The organism is Flagellimonas meridianipacifica, from assembly GCF_003001695.1.
In the GTDB taxonomy this organism is placed as follows: domain Bacteria; phylum Bacteroidota; class Bacteroidia; order Flavobacteriales; family Flavobacteriaceae; genus Flagellimonas; species Flagellimonas meridianipacifica.
Map to the genome: position 1 here is coordinate 197473 of NZ_PVYX01000001.1, position 16155 is coordinate 213627.

The 16155-nt window shown below is 41.9% G+C and carries 17 protein-coding genes; all 17 read left to right on the plus strand.

The features are described from left to right. Positions 1-2: 2 nt before the first annotated feature. Complete coding sequence (locus tag CLV81_RS00860) at positions 3-833, plus strand: universal stress protein (RefSeq protein ID WP_106143182.1); 831 nt, start codon at positions 3-5, stop codon at positions 831-833. A gap of 13 nt (positions 834-846) precedes the next feature. Next, a complete protein-coding gene (locus CLV81_RS00865) occupies positions 847-1401 on the plus strand; it encodes a potassium channel family protein (RefSeq protein ID WP_106143183.1) in 555 nt (184 codons plus the stop codon). Continuing rightward, positions 1394-2233 (plus strand): ATP cone domain-containing protein, encoded by an 840-nt coding sequence (locus CLV81_RS00870; protein ID WP_106143184.1) that lies wholly within the window; start codon positions 1394-1396, stop codon positions 2231-2233. The genes CLV81_RS00865 and CLV81_RS00870 overlap by 8 nt, the downstream gene beginning before the upstream one ends. 28 nt (positions 2234-2261) lie before the next feature. Continuing rightward, entirely contained in the window at positions 2262-2516 is a 255-nt protein-coding gene (locus CLV81_RS00875; RefSeq protein WP_106143185.1) for a hypothetical protein, read from the plus strand. A gap of 49 nt (positions 2517-2565) precedes the next feature. After that, positions 2566-3942: an MBL fold metallo-hydrolase RNA specificity domain-containing protein gene (locus CLV81_RS00880; RefSeq protein WP_106143186.1), complete on the plus strand. Its 1377-nt coding sequence runs from the start codon at positions 2566-2568 to the stop codon at positions 3940-3942. Positions 3943-3945: 3 nt separating this feature from the next. After that, positions 3946-5448, plus strand: a complete 1503-nt coding sequence (locus tag CLV81_RS00885) for a thymidine phosphorylase family protein (protein WP_106143187.1) — start codon at positions 3946-3948, stop codon at positions 5446-5448. Positions 5449-5456: 8 nt separating this feature from the next. After that, positions 5457-6350, plus strand: coding sequence for a ribose-phosphate pyrophosphokinase (locus CLV81_RS00890; protein WP_106143188.1), 894 nt, complete (start codon positions 5457-5459; stop codon positions 6348-6350). 62 nt (positions 6351-6412) lie between these two features. After that, positions 6413-6997 carry a hypothetical protein gene (locus tag CLV81_RS00895; RefSeq protein ID WP_245911878.1) on the plus strand — a complete coding sequence of 195 codons (585 nt, stop codon included), beginning with the start codon at positions 6413-6415 and terminating at the stop codon, positions 6995-6997. A 6-nt stretch (positions 6998-7003) separates the two neighbouring features. Beyond that, positions 7004-7297 (plus strand): phosphoribosylpyrophosphate synthetase, encoded by a 294-nt coding sequence (locus CLV81_RS00900; protein WP_106143190.1) that lies wholly within the window; start codon positions 7004-7006, stop codon positions 7295-7297. A gap of 17 nt (positions 7298-7314) precedes the next feature. Beyond that, positions 7315-9462, plus strand: coding sequence for a copper-translocating P-type ATPase (locus CLV81_RS00905; RefSeq protein WP_106143191.1), 2148 nt, complete (start codon positions 7315-7317; stop codon positions 9460-9462). Next, positions 9462-10721, plus strand: coding sequence for an MFS transporter (locus CLV81_RS00910; RefSeq protein WP_106143192.1), 1260 nt, complete (start codon positions 9462-9464; stop codon positions 10719-10721). The genes CLV81_RS00905 and CLV81_RS00910 overlap by 1 nt, the downstream gene beginning before the upstream one ends. A gap of 2 nt (positions 10722-10723) precedes the next feature. Next, positions 10724-11917, plus strand: a complete 1194-nt coding sequence (locus tag CLV81_RS00915; protein ID WP_106143193.1) for a phospholipase D-like domain-containing protein — start codon at positions 10724-10726, stop codon at positions 11915-11917. 75 nt (positions 11918-11992) lie between these two features. Then, positions 11993-12448 (plus strand): pyridoxamine 5'-phosphate oxidase family protein, encoded by a 456-nt coding sequence (locus CLV81_RS00920; RefSeq protein WP_106144851.1) that lies wholly within the window; start codon positions 11993-11995, stop codon positions 12446-12448. A 116-nt stretch (positions 12449-12564) separates the two neighbouring features. Continuing rightward, entirely contained in the window at positions 12565-14277 is a 1713-nt protein-coding gene (locus CLV81_RS00925) for a GMC oxidoreductase (RefSeq protein WP_106144852.1), read from the plus strand. A 4-nt stretch (positions 14278-14281) separates the two neighbouring features. After that, positions 14282-14929, plus strand: a complete 648-nt coding sequence (locus tag CLV81_RS00930; protein ID WP_106144853.1) for a gluconate 2-dehydrogenase subunit 3 family protein — start codon at positions 14282-14284, stop codon at positions 14927-14929. A 58-nt stretch (positions 14930-14987) separates the two neighbouring features. Continuing rightward, the gene (locus CLV81_RS00935) at positions 14988-15440 is read left to right on the plus strand and encodes a pyridoxamine 5'-phosphate oxidase family protein (protein WP_106143194.1); all 453 of its coding nucleotides are present in this window, start codon (positions 14988-14990) and stop codon (positions 15438-15440) included. Between the two features lie 203 nt (positions 15441-15643). Beyond that, the gene (locus tag CLV81_RS00940; protein ID WP_106143195.1) at positions 15644-16150 is read left to right on the plus strand and encodes a hypothetical protein; all 507 of its coding nucleotides are present in this window, start codon (positions 15644-15646) and stop codon (positions 16148-16150) included. The last annotated feature ends 5 nt before the right edge of the window (positions 16151-16155 follow it).

Consider the following 16155-nt stretch of genomic DNA (forward strand, 5'->3'; position numbering starts at 1 on the left):
AGATGAAAAACATATTGGTACCCACAGACTTTTCAGAGAACTGCAACAAGGCGGCGGAGCTTGGAATCACGATGGCAAGGCTCTTTGACGCAGAAATTCATTTTTTCCATTTGTTGAAAACACCGGTGGATTGGGTAAAATTGGATAAGCAGAAAGAAAAGCGATATCCGGAGACCCTCAAAAAAATTGGGGAAGCAAAAGCCTCTTTACGTGCATTGGAAAAAAAGGCCGAAAAAGAGAATCTGAAATGTCAGACCTTCTTGCAATTTCACGTGGACCAGGAAAACATACTGAAACATTCTGGCCATTATGACCATGATTTCATTATTACGGGCAGTAGTGGCACCAAGGGTATGGTACGGGAACTTTTGGGAAGTAACGTCGAACGTTTGGTAAGAAGATCTGATGTGCCGGTCACTGTGGTAAAAGAAGATGATGTAAGGTTTCCTTTCAAGGATATCGTCTTCGTTTCGGATTTTGTGGAGGATGTCGGCAATGCCTTTAAAGAGGTGCTATCCATCGCAGAAAAATGCAATGCAAAAATTCACCTTTTGCGCATCAATACAGAATCGGACCGTAACAGTATTGCCCTCGGCCTAGACCCCATTCGAAAGTTTTTGGAGGGTTTTCCCAAACTCAAGAATTTCTCCATGAGCGTGTATAACGAAATGACGGTAGAGACGGGCATCAACACTTATTTGAAACATAACAAAGCTGACCTGATCGCCATGTGCACACATGGTAATACAGGTTTTTTGAGCTTGTTCTCCAAAAGTATCGCCGAAGGGGTCACGAACCATTCTTCCTTACCCGTGATGACTATCAAAATTTGAAAAGTATAACACTATGTCGGATAGCTTAGATCAAATACAGGAAAGACCCTTCTACAAAGTATTGCTGGGCAGAACGGTATTGCCCCTGGTTACCATTTTGGGAATAGGGATGCTGTATGTTGTTTTGATGTCGATGATAGACCACCCCTCTTTTCCATTCCACATAATTATCGTAGCGGCAGCACTTGGAAAGACCATTGTGATAACGGCAACTACCCTGAAACGCTTGTCAAAATTGATCAAGATCTGTCATTCTTTGGAACGATTGCTTTGGGTTTTTGGATTGATTATCATCATTAGCATTTTCTCCTATGCGACCGATTATGCCTGTCTTTTCCAATTTAACCATACCACATTTGAAGGCGTTCCTGATTATTCGAACTCGTATCTCTACAATTTGTATCACTTTTTTTACTTCAGTGTCATTACATTTTCAACGGTGGGCTACGGTGATATTGTTCCAACTTCCGATGTTGCCCGATTCGTTGTTATGCTCGAAATATTCCTAAGCTTTTTCTTGGTCGTCTTTGCTTTGGCCAATATTAAAAAAATACACATTAATGGATAAGATAACTATTATAAAAGCAAGCGGCGAGAAGGCACCTTTTCAAATGGAAAAAGTAAGGCGGTCATTGGAACGGGCCGGTGCGAATGAAATAATAATTGATGAGATCGTCAAAAATATTGAGGACATCGTTTTCGACGGAATGACCACCAAGAAGATATATCAAATGGCCTTTATGATGTTGAAAAGGAAATCTCGGGTAAGCGCATCAAAATACAAACTCAAAAAAGCGCTGATGGAACTGGGGCCTTCGGGCTACCCCTTTGAAAAGTTTGTCGGCAGATTGCTGGAACACGAAGGATTTCAGACACAAGTCGGTAGCATCATACAGGGAAGCTGTGTGACCCATGAAGTGGATGTCATTGCCCAAAAGGATAAGAAACATTATATGATAGAATGCAAATACCATAGCGACCAAGGCAGGTTTTGCAATGTCAAGATTCCACTATATATCCATTCAAGATTTTTGGATGTCGAAAAACAATGGGAAAAACAGCAAGGCCATAAAACAAAGTTTCATATAGGGGGTGTTTATACGAATACCCGTTTTACCACGGATGCCATACAATATGGCACCTGTGTTGGGCTGATGCTTACAAGTTGGGATTATCCGGAAGGAAACGGTCTGAAAGAACGCATAGACAAATCCGGCCTACATCCCTTAACCTCTTTAACAACCTTGACGAAGGCCGAGAAATCCAAACTATTGGATAAAGGCATTGTGCTCTGCAAAGAGCTTCACGAAACACCTACTTTATTAAATGAAATCGGAATAGATAAAACAAGGCACAAAAAGATTTTGGAGGATTCCGAAGCACTGTGCAAAAACCATTAAAAAAAATAAAATCTTAAAAATAACTATCATGAAAACAGAAGAATTAAAGAAACAAAAGAGTATTGATTTAGAACCATTTTACCAGGCATTGGAAGATGACTCCGAATTTCTTGAAGAAGCCTTTGAAATACTATTGGAGATGGTCAGCACCGATCCCAAATCTGCCAAGAATATGGCAGTACTCATAAAGAAAGACTTTCATGGGTTGTACAAAGAAATTGTTGCACTATCTGAAAAAGGCGAAAGCAAAGGAAACATGCCCTCATGTTGTGGGGGACATTAAAAATCTTAGAAAATTTTAAGGCTGTGCATTACAGCTGAGAACAATATCAATGAAAAATAACGAAATAACCACTCACTTTTTGGGCGCGGCAGGAACGGTAACCGGCTCAAAATATTTAGTAGATACAGGAGAGAGAAAAATACTCATAGACTGCGGACTTTTTCAAGGGTTAAAGGAATTGCGTCTCAAAAACTGGGAATATCCGCCCGTCGATGTTTCGGAAATTGATGCAGTTTTGCTTACTCACGGACATATGGACCATACGGGATATTTGCCAAGATTGGTTAAACAGGGGTTCAAGGGTCCGATTTACGGCACATATCCCACATTGGACATTGCAGAGATTATCCTCAACGACAGTGCCAAAATACAAGAACAGGAAGCCGAACGTGCCAACAAAGAGGGGTATTCCAAACACAGTCCTGCAGAACCTTTGTACACCTTAAACGATGTTGAAAAAACCGTACCTCGTTTTAAAGGGGTACCCCCTTCGCAATGGTTACCTATTCTCAAGGATGTAAAGGCACGATTTCAGTACAACGGACACATTCTTGGTGCTACCTACATCGAGTTGGACGTGCACGGAAAACGCTTTGTTTTTTCAGGCGACATCGGTAGAACCAATGATTTGCTCTTGTACCCACCTTTAAAACCGGCAAAGGCTGATGTATTATTTATTGAGTCCACCTATGGCGGAAGATTTCATCCTGAAGAAGAAGAGGCCATTCCGCAGATTGAAAAATTAGTAAATGACACCATCAATAGAGGTGGTAGCCTGTTTATCCCAAGCTTTTCAGTGGAACGTGCCCAACTGATGATGCTTATTTTCTGGAGGTTACTAAAGGAAGATAAAATCCCAAAAGTTGAAATGATAATGGATAGCCCTATGGGCGCTAATGTACTGGAACTCTTCCATCGCACAAGAGATTGGCACAGATTAGAGGACAATGAATGTGATGAAATGTGTTCACATTTCACGGTTGTAAGTAGTTATCGGGAAACTATGGAATTAAGAACAAACAACAAACCAAAAATTGTGATTGCCGGGAGTGGTATGCTAACTGGCGGACGTATGCTCAATTATTTGGAGACACAAGCGCAAAACCCAAATAACACCTTACTTTTTGTAGGATATCAAGCCGAAGGAACGCGTGGTAGAAAATTATTGGAAGGCGAAAAGGAACTAAAAGTGTATGGAAAATGGGTGCCATTTCATATGCAGGTAGCTGAGATTGAGGGACTATCTGCACACGCAGACCATAAAGAACTCATGGATTGGATGAGTGAGATACGAAACAAACCAAAGCGAATTTTTATTGTACACGGTGAAAAAGAAAGTGCGGAAGCATTACAAAAAGGCATCGAGGAAACGTATGGTTGGAACTCGGAAATCCCACAATTATATAGCATTGAAGAAATAGAATAAACTATGAAACAACATTCAAACATATTAAAATACAAGCATCTAGGGATTTATACCCAAAATGAAAATGTAGTGTATATGCGTGAGGATTGCCACGTTTGCATTTCAGAGGGCTTTGAGGCATTGACCAGAATTAGGGTTTCCACCGCAACCCATTCCATTGTCGCAAGCCTTAACGTTATAAACTCGGATATCCTGCTACCCAATGAAATAGGTCTATCAGACGCTGCTGCAAAAAAGTTGAATGTTTCCGAAAATGACACATTGTACGTTTCCCATTTGGAACCTATAGAATCGTTAAGCCACGTCAGGGCAAAAATCTATAACCAAAAACTGGATTACAACGCCTACAATCAAATTATCACGGACATCGTTGAAGGCGACTATTCCAACATCCATCTTTCAGCATTTATAACAGCCTGTGCAGGCGACCGAATGAATATTGATGAAATATCCGACCTCACAAAAGCTATGATTGCCTCTGGAAAGCAATTGAATTGGAATATGGAAATCGTTGTTGATAAACATTGTATTGGCGGATTACCAGGCAACAGAACCACACCCTTGGTAGTTGCTATAGTTGCTGCGTACGGACTTACAATGCCCAAAACATCGTCCCGAGCCATTACATCCCCAGCAGGTACGGCCGACACCATGGAAGTTCTCACCAACGTTACACTTTCTGCTGACGAGATAGAGACCGTAGTAAATCAAGAAGGTGGCTGTTTTGTTTGGGGCGGTACTGCCCAACTAAGTCCCGCAGATGATGTGCTCATTAAAATTGAAAAAGCCTTGGATATTGATAGTGAAGGGCAACTCATAGCCTCGGTATTATCTAAAAAGGCAGCAGCAGGTTCTACTCACGTTGTTATTGACATACCTGTGGGTGAAACGGCCAAGGTACGAAGTATGGAAATGGCTGAAAAACTACAAAACCATATGGAAACTGTGGGTGATGCCGTAGGCCTCAACGTGAAAGTGGTAATAACGGATGGCTCGCAGCCTGTAGGCTATGGCATCGGACCAACATTGGAAGCTATCGATATATTGAATGTGCTAAAAAATGAAGAAAATGCACCAAAGGACTTAAAAGAACGTGTTGTGCTGTTGGCTGGCGAACTGCTAGAACTTTCAGGAAAGGTCGAAAAAGGAAAAGGAATGGAGACCGCCAAAGAGGTACTTACATCTGGTAAGGCCTACGAAAAATTTCTTGCCATTTGTAAAGCCCAGGGACGTTTTACACAACCTGTTTTGGCACCTTATAAAATTGAAATCAGAGCGGAGACTTCCGGGATTTTGAAGCGTATTGACAATAGAAAGATAGCGAAGCTCGCAAAACTTTCAGGCGCACCCCAATCTAAATCTGCGGGAATTTTATTGAACGTCCATTTAAATGACAAAGTTGAAAAAGACGGCTTACTATACACGCTTTTTGCAGAATCGCAGGGTGAGCTAAATTATGCTTTAGAATACAAAAATCGCCATAACGATATCATAACCATTAAATAAATAACAAAATGAAAACTATATTATTCAGTCTTCCCGGAAACCAGGAACTCACCGAGTTGTTGGCTAAAAAAATGAAAGCGGAAATCGGGGAATGCAACATAAGAAAATTTCCCGACGGTGAATCCTATACACGCATACTGTCTGACGTAAAAGATAAATGTGTTGTCTTGGTCTGTACGCTACACGACCCTGATGAAAAACTATTACCACTCTATTTTTTAAGCCAAACGGCAAAATCCCTTGGTGCTGAGTGTACCTGTTTGGTAGCACCCTACTTGGCGTATATGCGACAAGATAAAATATTTAATGAGGGCGAAGGTGTGACCTCAACGTTCTTCGGAAAGCTGATTTCCGGTTTTGCTGATACGATTACAACCGTTGATCCCCATTTGCATAGAATACATTCGTTGGGCGAAGTATATAGCATTCCGAACAGGGTCATCCACGCCGCTGACGAAATCTCAAAATACATCAAGGAAAATATCCATAATCCGGTACTGATCGGTCCCGATTCCGAAAGCGAGCAGTGGGTTGCAGATGTGGCAGAAAAAGCGGAAGCACCATTTACGGTCTTACAAAAGACTCGCCATGGTGACCGTGATGTTGAAGTCTCGGTGCCTGAAGTAGACAAATTTAAGGACGCAACCCCTGTTTTGGTGGACGACATCATCTCTACGGCCCGTACCATGATCGAGACAACCGAACATCTAAAAAATGCAGGCATGAAACCCGCCATTTGTATCGGCATTCATGCCGTATTTTCAGGGAATGCCTATCAAGATCTCTGGGATGCCCATGTCAAGGATATCATTACCTGCAACACCATCCCCCATCAATCGAATAGCATCGATTTAAGCGATGCCATCGCCAGGGAAGTCAAAGAATTAATGCATCATATATGACAAAACAATGGTACATACCATTTTTTATCCTATTCCATCTCTCGATGTACGGACAAACCGAAATGCTTATTAAGCAGATTTCAGGCAGAACGGTAGTGCGTGAAAATTTTAACAAAGATGGTAAATTACTAAACAAGCAAATTTTTGAGGCAGGAAAAATAATTGAAGAAAATGGGTATTATCAGATTGAGGTGATTACTCAATTGTTTGATGATAAAGGGCAATCAGAAGAAAAGTACACGACAACCTATCGTTGCAAACCTGCTGAAGAAAGTGTTATGGTAATGGCATTTCCGTTTGCAAAACCCAAAGCTAAAGAAACAGAAATCAATACTACCTCGGCAGATTTTAAAGAGTTATATGATTTGGACAATCTCAAAGACATTAAACTAGAGATGAGTTTTGATTCCGGCTTACTGAACTTTTTTGGTTCTAAAAGCCTTATTAGAATATATGACCGCCAATTGAAAACTGATAAGGCAAACATAGAAATCGAGTCAAAAATTAATATTAAAGCCTATGCGTTGGGTATTCGCATCAAGCAACTTGATTATGATGTAGTAGAAAAGTTAAGCGATAAGGGTTTGTTGACCTTTCAAAAATTCACAGAGGTAGATGGCAGTTATTTTACAATGACTTATAACTAAAACAAAATGAAGAATTACGATACACTTTCAGAAGCAATTAACGATTTAAAACAAAGAGGCTATGGTTACGATTTTAACCTAAAACCTACGTGTTTGGAATGTGCCTCGCTTAAAATCGAAATCAAACCTGAAGAGTTTAAAGTCGATGAAATCTATCGTTTTGAAGGTATGAGCAGTACAGATGACAATAGCGTTTTATATGCCATATCTTCCAAAAACGGAGTTAAAGGCATCTTGGTAGATGCTTACGGAGTATATGCCGAGAACATCTCGGAAGAAATGAGAAAAAAATTACGATAACCCTTAAATAGAATACTATGGACAATCACAAAGAGCACAAGAACAAAAAAATGGACCATTCTAAGATGGATCACTCAAAAATGGATCACAGTAACCATGACCATGCTAAGATGGACTCCTCCAAAAAGCAACACCAAAAAGAAGACCATTCTAAAATGGATCACGGAAGTGGAGACCATTCGGGCCATAACCCCGCTCATGGACAAATGGGGCACGACCACCATAAAATGATGGTCAAGGATTTTAGAAAACGGTTTTGGATATCTTTAATCGTTACCATCCCAATATTATTCCTATCGCCTATGATACAGGAGTTTTTTGGGTATGACCTATTGCTTCCCGGTAATCCCTACATCCTGTTTGCATTATCAACATTTGTCTATTTCTGGGGAGCATACCCCTTCTTAAAGGGCTTCGTAAAAGAGATAAAGGCAAAAGGTCCTGGAATGATGACCCTGATTTCTATGGCTATTAGTGTTGCTTATTTTTATAGTACAGCCACTGTTTTTGGCCTTAAAGGAGAAGATTTTTTCTGGGAACTGAGCACCTTGATCGTCATCATGCTGTTGGGACATTGGTTGGAAATGAAATCGGTGCTGGGCGCATCCAAGGCACTTCAGCTTTTGGTCAGTATGCTACCCGCCGAGGCCCATAAAGTGGTTGGCGACAAAATCGAGGATGTTAGTCTTGAAGAGTTACTAAAGGACGACATTATCTTGATAAAGCCCGGTGAAAAAGTACCTGCCGATGGCATCATCACCGAAGGATCTAGCTACCTGAACGAGTCGATGCTGACAGGCGAGTCAAAACCGGTAAAAAAAGAAGTACAAGATAAGGTCATCGGAGGTTCCATAAACGGCAATAGCACCTTAAGGGTAAAGGTAGAGCATACTGGAAAGGACAGTTACCTGAACAAGGTGATCAAAATGGTAGACGAAGCACAGCGCACCAAATCTAAGATGCAAAATCTATCGGATAGAGCTGCCAAATGGTTGACCTATATTGCCTTGGCCATTGGGTTTGGCACCCTTGCAGTCTGGCTGATTTTAGGTTTTCCATTTGTTTTTGCATTAGAAAGAATGGTAACGGTTATGGTTATTGCTTGCCCACACGCATTAGGACTAGCCATTCCGTTGGTTGTCGCTATATCGACCGCAGTATCCGCACAAAATGGATTATTAATTAGAAATAGAACGGCTTTTGAAGAGTCAAGAAAAATCTCTGCTTTGTTATTTGATAAAACAGGAACGTTGACCAAAGGTGATTTTGGTGTTACGCGAGTTGAATCGGTTAATCAAGAATATACCCCAGAAGAAATCTTAAGGCTTTCAAGCGCCTTGGAAGAGAGTTCGGAACACCCCATTGCCGTAGGTATCATCAAAAAAGTCAAAGAAGAGAACATTGAGATTCCAAAGCCCAAAAACTTCAACGCCATAACGGGCAAGGGTGTAGAGGCAATCGTAGAGGGTAAAGAGGTCAAGGTAGTAAGTCCGGGATATCTTCGGGATGAAAAAATCGAAATTCCCGAAGATGCCTACAGCGATGCCGCAGAGACCGTAGTTTTTGTTCTAATAGATGGAAAATTAGCGGGATATATTGCTTTAGCCGATGAAATACGGCCAGAATCTGCCGATGCTATCAAAGTATTCAAAAAGAATAACATCAAAGTCTTAATGGCTACGGGCGATAATGAAAAAACAGCCAAAGCTGTGAGTGACAAACTTGGTTTGGATGGGTATTATGCCGAGGTGCTGCCCCATCAAAAAGTTGAAATTGTTGATGAATTAGAGGGCAAAGGAGAGTTTGTGGCCATGACAGGTGATGGCGTCAATGATGCACCTGCATTGGCAAAAGCCGATGTAGGTATTGCTGTTGGTTCCGGTACCGATGTTGCGGCGGAAACCGCCGATATCATTTTGGTAAACAGTAACCCAAAAGATATCGCCAATCTGATATTGTTCGGCAAGGCCACCTATAACAAAATGATTCAGAATCTTATTTGGGCAACCGGATATAATGTTGTTGCCATTCCTTTGGCAGCTGGTGTCTTATATACAACAGGTTTCGTTCTGGGCCCGGCGGTAGCTGCCGTTTTTATGAGCCTTAGTACCATCATAGTTGCTATTAATGCTCAGTTATTGAAGCGAAAAATCGGTAAAAAATAATGGAGAAAAAAGAGAAGCTCGGCAGGATATCCTTGATTCTGCTGAGTTTATTTGTGGTGATGTTGGGCTATGGCATTTTATTACCAACCCTTCCCTACTATACCGAAAGATTAGCACTTAAAGACAACCTTGACAGAGACTTAATCAACTTCCATATTGGATTGCTTACCAGTATTTATCCATTGTTCCAGCTCTTGTTCGTTATCGTCTGGGGCAAGCTTTCCGATAAACACGGCCGTAAACCTATAATACTATTGGGGCTTGTAGGTTTTGTCGTGATGAACTTGCTAACCGGTCTTGCCACCTCTCTGTCGATGCTATATATAGCCCGTATCATAGGGGGCATCTTTACGTCAGCGGTCATCCCGGTCAGTAATGCCTATTTAAGTGATATTACCTCTGAAAAGCGAAGGACCAAAATAATGGCCTGGTCTGGGGTCGCTATCAGTTCCGGTGTGATATTTGGCCCTGTTCTGGGGGGATTTCTGTCGCAAACGAACCTACACTATACATACTCTTTTGGAGTGTTCCACTTAGACCGTTTTTCGGTTCCCTTTATTTTGGCCGCTCTTTTGGGCTTTGTGGTATTGCTGATAATCATAAAATGGCTGAAGAATACCGAAATAAAAAATCGTATTGCTTCTGAGGCAGTCAAATTCAGTTTTTCCCTGAGTAACTATTTTATCATTTTGTTGCTCTTGTCCTTTGCGATGCAGTTTGTGGTTACCTTGTTCGAGACCGTGTTTTCAATTTATGGAAAGGATGAGTTGGCCTTTACAACCAATCAGGTGGGTATTGGTTTTATGCTCTGTGGTTCTGTAATGGCCGTTTTGCAGCCTGTGTTCGCGACCTATGGCGAAAAAGTGCTGACCTCAAAACAGCAAATAACATTAGGGTTATTAATATCCGGTGTTTCGTTAGTTGTCTTCCCCTTTGTGAGCGGTGAACTATACATTTATGGTACCATAATAATTTTCGCAGCTGGGGGAGCCATGGTGACACCAAACCTGCTTTCGGCAGTTTCTTTGATTTCCCAGGAAAATACGGGAAGGAATATATCCATTCAAAGTTCCACGAACAGTATCGGACAGATTTTGGGCCCGGTATTGGGGACTTGGCTGATAGCCGGTGGGTTTTATTACCCTTTTATTATTGCCGGTGCAACCATTTTGGGTGCTATGGGACTGGTTTACTTTTTGAAGCGACCAAATAAAGGGCTTGACGGGCCCTTATTGGCCGACCAGCATAAAAAACTATAGCGATGGACCATAGATATGCACTTAGAAAACGTAGTAAAACAGCACTTCAAAATGCTGCTGACAATTCGAAATATGTTGAATTGGTTCGTTCGGGAGAAGACTATTTTTTAAGGCTGGAAAAGTTAATCGATAAGGCAGAAAAAGAAATCCATTTACAGACCTACATTTTTGAAAACGATGAAACAGGAAACCGTATAGCCTCCTGTTTGAAGAAAGCCGCTCAACGAAAGGTAAAGGTATATGTCTTATTGGATGCCTATGGTAGCGCTGCATTACCCAATAGTTTTGCCCAGGATTTGGTGCAGCATGGTATTTTACTTCGTTTTTTTTCGCCTTTATTCTCTTTGAACAATTTTTATATCGGCAGGCGGATGCACCATAAAATTGCGGTCGCCGATGAAAAAATGGCACTGATAGGAGGTATCAATATTGCCGATAAATACCATGGAACCCAAGATGAAGAGCCTTGGCTAGATTACGCCGTTCAGTTAAACTGCCCAGCAGCCAAGAATCTACAAATATTGTGTAGCGATTATTTTTTCAAAAAAGGGAGTTCAAAAAAAATACCGCCAGTTTTACATTCGGCCGGTAGCGCACTCGTGGGAATTTTACAAAACGACTGGCTACAGCAAAAAACGGAAGTCTGTGATGCCTACACGAACGCCTTCATTCATGCCGAAAAGGAAATAGTAATCGTGGGCTCGTATTTTTTACCTGGAAACAGATTGGCAAAGGCTTTTAAAAAGGCGTGTAAAAGAGGAATAAGAACAACGGTGATCTTAGCGGGTATTAGCGATGTGCCTTTGGTGCGTAGGGCAACCGAACATTTGTACTCCTCTTTTCTAGACGGTCATATGAGAATTTTTGAATGGAACAAATCCGTAGTACACGGTAAAGCTGCGGTGGTTGACAACAAATGGTCTACCATAGGCTCATTTAACTTGAACAGTCTTAGTTGCTATGGTAGTATTGAAATGAACGTAGAAGTCCATTCCGGAGAATTTGCCGAAAACCTTCGGGCCGACTTTGAAATGGTCATAAGCCAGTGTAGCGAAATTACAAAGGGGAGCCTAAGACAAAGAGCCGGTTTATTCAATAAGTTGGGTAATTGGATTTCTTACCAAATGGTACGCACGACCATGCTTCTTCTAACCTTTCTTCCGCATTTAAGGTTTTTAAAAAATTATAGGTTATAAGGTGTTGGTAAAGGGGTGGCCGATGTATGGTGCTTAGTTAAAATATTGGATTTTAAGGAAAATGAAAGAAAAGTTATGATAAAAAGTTTAAGGACAAAGGAAGGCATTCGCCTGCTAAGGGATAATTATATCGGACACTTGGCATTTATATCACAAGGAAATCCTTACGTTGTTCCGATTACCTATTATTACGATGAAACAAGCAATAGTATTCTGGGATATTCTGCCGAAGGACATAAAATGAATGCTATGCGGGAAAACCGTTCGGTATCATTAGAAGTAGATGAAATAAGTTCCGTAAACAATTGGCGATCTATCTTAGCACACGGTGTTTTTGAAGAATTGCAGGGAAGCGAGGCCAAATTTCTCCTGCATCGGTTTGCCCAAGGTGTCAAAAATATTATCCTCCGTAAGGAGAAAATAATTCCCAAATCCATCAGTGAATTTTCAAGTAAAATGAATTCACCTGAAACCCCTATAGTCTTTCGAATCAGAATAGTTGAAATTACAGGAAAACAAAGGAAACCATAATCTATATACGAATATGACATAAGCTATTGTTGGCTTTAGATACGAACTATGAGCCCAAAGTCATTTAAACTTTTTAAGGAAGCGAAAGAATGAAGGGCCTATTAAAAGATTTGACGATGAAAAAATATTATTACAACGAAGAACAGGAATCCTATGATGCGATTGTTGTAGGCACTGGCATCAGTGGTGGCTGGGCCGCCAAGGAACTATGTGAGAAGGGTCTTAAGACCTTGGTTTTGGAGCGTGGAAGAATGGTGCGCCATATCACGGACTATCCCACGGCCTACAAAGACCCTTGGGATTTTCCGAACGGTGGGGAGCCGACGCAGGAAGACCTTAAAAAACAACCAAAACAAAATCGAACAGGTTACACGACCAATGTGGCAAGTGCACTTTGGTTCGTGAACGACCTGGAACACCCCTACAACGAAATCAAACGTTTTGACTGGATGCGTGGCTACCACGTAGGAGGGCGCTCGATCATGTGGGGGCGACATAGTTACCGTTGGAGCGATATCGATTTTACAGCCAACCGGCGAGAGGGAATCGCAGTGGATTGGCCCGTTAGATATAAGGATATCGCCCCTTGGTACGATAAAGTAGAAACCTTCATCGGCGTATCGGGAGAAAACCTGAGGCTGAAACAATTGCCCGATGGCCAGTTTTTACCGATGATGGAACTCAATTGTGTCGAACAACGTTTTCGGGAAAAGGTGAGCCAGAACTTTAATGGTCGGGTGGTGACGGCAGGAAGGGTCGCCAATATCACCGGAACCAAAAAATTCGAAGGGCGGCAACATTGCATGTTCCGAAACCGCTGTATACGTGGTTGCCCATTTGGGGCGTACTTTAGCAGTAATTCCTCGACCCTGCCTGCAGCCGAAAGAACCGGAAACCTGACGCTAAGACCCGATTCCATAGTACATGAAGTGATGTACGACCCCGATACCAAACGGGCCACCGGCGTAAAGGTCATCGATAGGGTCACCAAGGAAGCCCATGAGTTCAAGGCCAAGGTCATTTTCCTGTGCGCCTCGGCCGTTGCCTCTACATCAATATTGATGCAATCAAGATCCGATCGCTTCCCCAACGGTATGGGCAACGATTCCGATCAGTTGGGAAGGAACATTATGGACCATCATTTGGGTGTGGGAGCACAGGGCAAGTTTGACGGACTTGAAGACAAATATTATAAGGGGAGAAAACCGAATGGGGTATATATCCCGCGCTTTAGAAACCTTGGTGGTGATTCCGATCGTAAAGACTATAAGCGAGGTTTTGGCTATCAAGGCAGTGCCGGAAGGGGCAATTGGGACGATGCCGTCGCCGAACTATCTTTCGGGAAAGATCTAAAAGAGGCCATCCTAAAACCCGGTGGATGGACCATGGGCATTGGGGGCTTCGGCGAGGTGCTTCCGTACGAAGAAAACAGGATGACCTTGGATTATGATAAATTGGATGGATGGGGCCTGCCCACGGTAACCTTCGATGCGGAATTCAAGGAAAATGAATGGGCCATGCGGAAGGATATGAAGGAATCAGCTGTCGAAATGCTCGAAAAAGCCGGGCTGCGTGATGTGCAGCCTTTTGACAATCCAGGGGCCCTAGGTTTGGGCATTCATGAAATGGGCACCGCTCGTATGGGAAGGGATAAAAGGACATCGGTACTCAACGGCAACAACCAAATACATGAAGTGCCCAATGTATATGTGACCGACGGATCGTTTATGGCATCCGCAGCTTGTGTAAATCCATCTCTTACGTATATGGCATTTACCGCCAGAGCGGCAAACCATGCAGCACAACAACTTAAAAAAGGAAACATATAATATAATGGATAGAAGAAAAGCACTTAAGTATATGGGGCAAGCCTTGGGATATTACGTGGCCACCCCGACATTGATAGGTATGGTCCAAAGCTGCAAAAACGATAAGGCATCGGAATGGACCCCGGATTTCCTTACCCCGGATGAAGGGGAGGCATTGACAAAATTGGTGGATATTATCCTTCCCAAAACCGATACCCCTTCCGCTTCCGAAGTTCAGGTACACCTGTTCATTGACAAGTTCATTGATCAAGTAATGGAAAAGGAACAACAGGATTTTGTGAAAATGTCCATGGGCCAATTCTTGGAAAAAGCCTTGAAGGATTCCGGAAAGGAAAAAGCGGGCGATCTTACTTCAGGAGATTTGGAGCCCGTGCTCTCGGAAGCCCTGAAAGTGACTAAGGAAGATGATGTGAAAAACTTTGAGGCCATAGAGCAATACCATGAAGCCATTGCCGAAGGAAAAGAGCCCTTATTGGACGATGGTATCTCACGCTTTGCATTTGCCAACAACCTTAGAGGACTCACTATTTGGGGTTACAAGATTTCGGAATATGTAGGCGAGGAAGTACTGGCCTATCTCCCTATTCCAGCAGAATATATTCCATGTGAGGATGCACAAAAACTTACCGGAAGTATGGCATGGTCCTTATAAACAATCGCCCTGTTCCAAAACAGTCTTTAAAAAATTTGAAATTACAAAAACAATAACAATGACAGATTTAACAACTAGCGCGATTGAACGCGTACTCAGGAACAATTACCTCGGCCACTTGGCCTATCTATGGCAAGGGAAGCCCCATGTGATTCCCATTACCTATTATTTTGACCCTGCCGACAATACGATCATTAGCTATACCTCGGAAGGCCATAAAATCGATGCGATGCGAAAAAACAACTCGGTCACTGTACAGGTCGAAGAAATACAATCGATGTTCAACTGGGAATCGGCCATGGTGCACGGCACATTCGAAGAACTTGAGGGCGACATTGCAAAACAAAAGTTACACTCATTCATTGAAGGTGTGAAAAGCATTATTCGTCGAAAAGAACGGAGAGAGGTTGAGTTTATCAATGAGTTTTCGAGCAAATTATACTCTAGGGGGATTCCGATAGTTTATCAAGTCAAAATACTTGAGATTGCAGGTAAGCGACGGGAGACGTAAAAGCAACAGCGCTAATCGGACAGCCATTTTTGTCCTTGACAACCCAACAGGCTAAATTCCAATGCAAGAAACTTATTCACATTTTAAAATTGTTTAGCGGATGGCCTGGACATTTAAAACAACTTTTGAACCCCATCTGACTATAATTCTTTAAAATGGATGTACTAATGTAGGATAAGATGTAACTTTATATCAATCGAGTAATGACAAAACAAACAATTTACATAGTATCACTTTCCTTGTTGGTTATGTGGGCTTGCAAAAAAGATGACCAAAGTTCACAACAAGTCAACCTATTGTTTAACGAGAACAATTTGGCAGGAGATTGGCAAAGGATTGCAGAATTTAGAGGACAACCCAATGATTCATTGGGCATATTGGAGCCGTTGGAAGATTTGTTTGCCCAATTCGAAAATTGCCGAAAAGATGACATTATCAGATATGTTAAGGGCGACGAGCAAGAAGATAACCGCTATTTCTGGGGAATCGGGGAAATTGCCTGTCATAGCCAGATATCAAAAACTTTCACTGAAATTGGCACTTGGTCTCTCGAAGAATCAGGAAAACTGAGCCATGTTAACTCTAATACAAGTGAATACCATATTGTAATTCAATTAAATGCCCAACAATTACTTGTCAGAAGTGAATTAGATAAAGACGATAATGGCGACACTACGTTCGAATTTACGGAGTATGAACGCATTAGGTAGTTTTT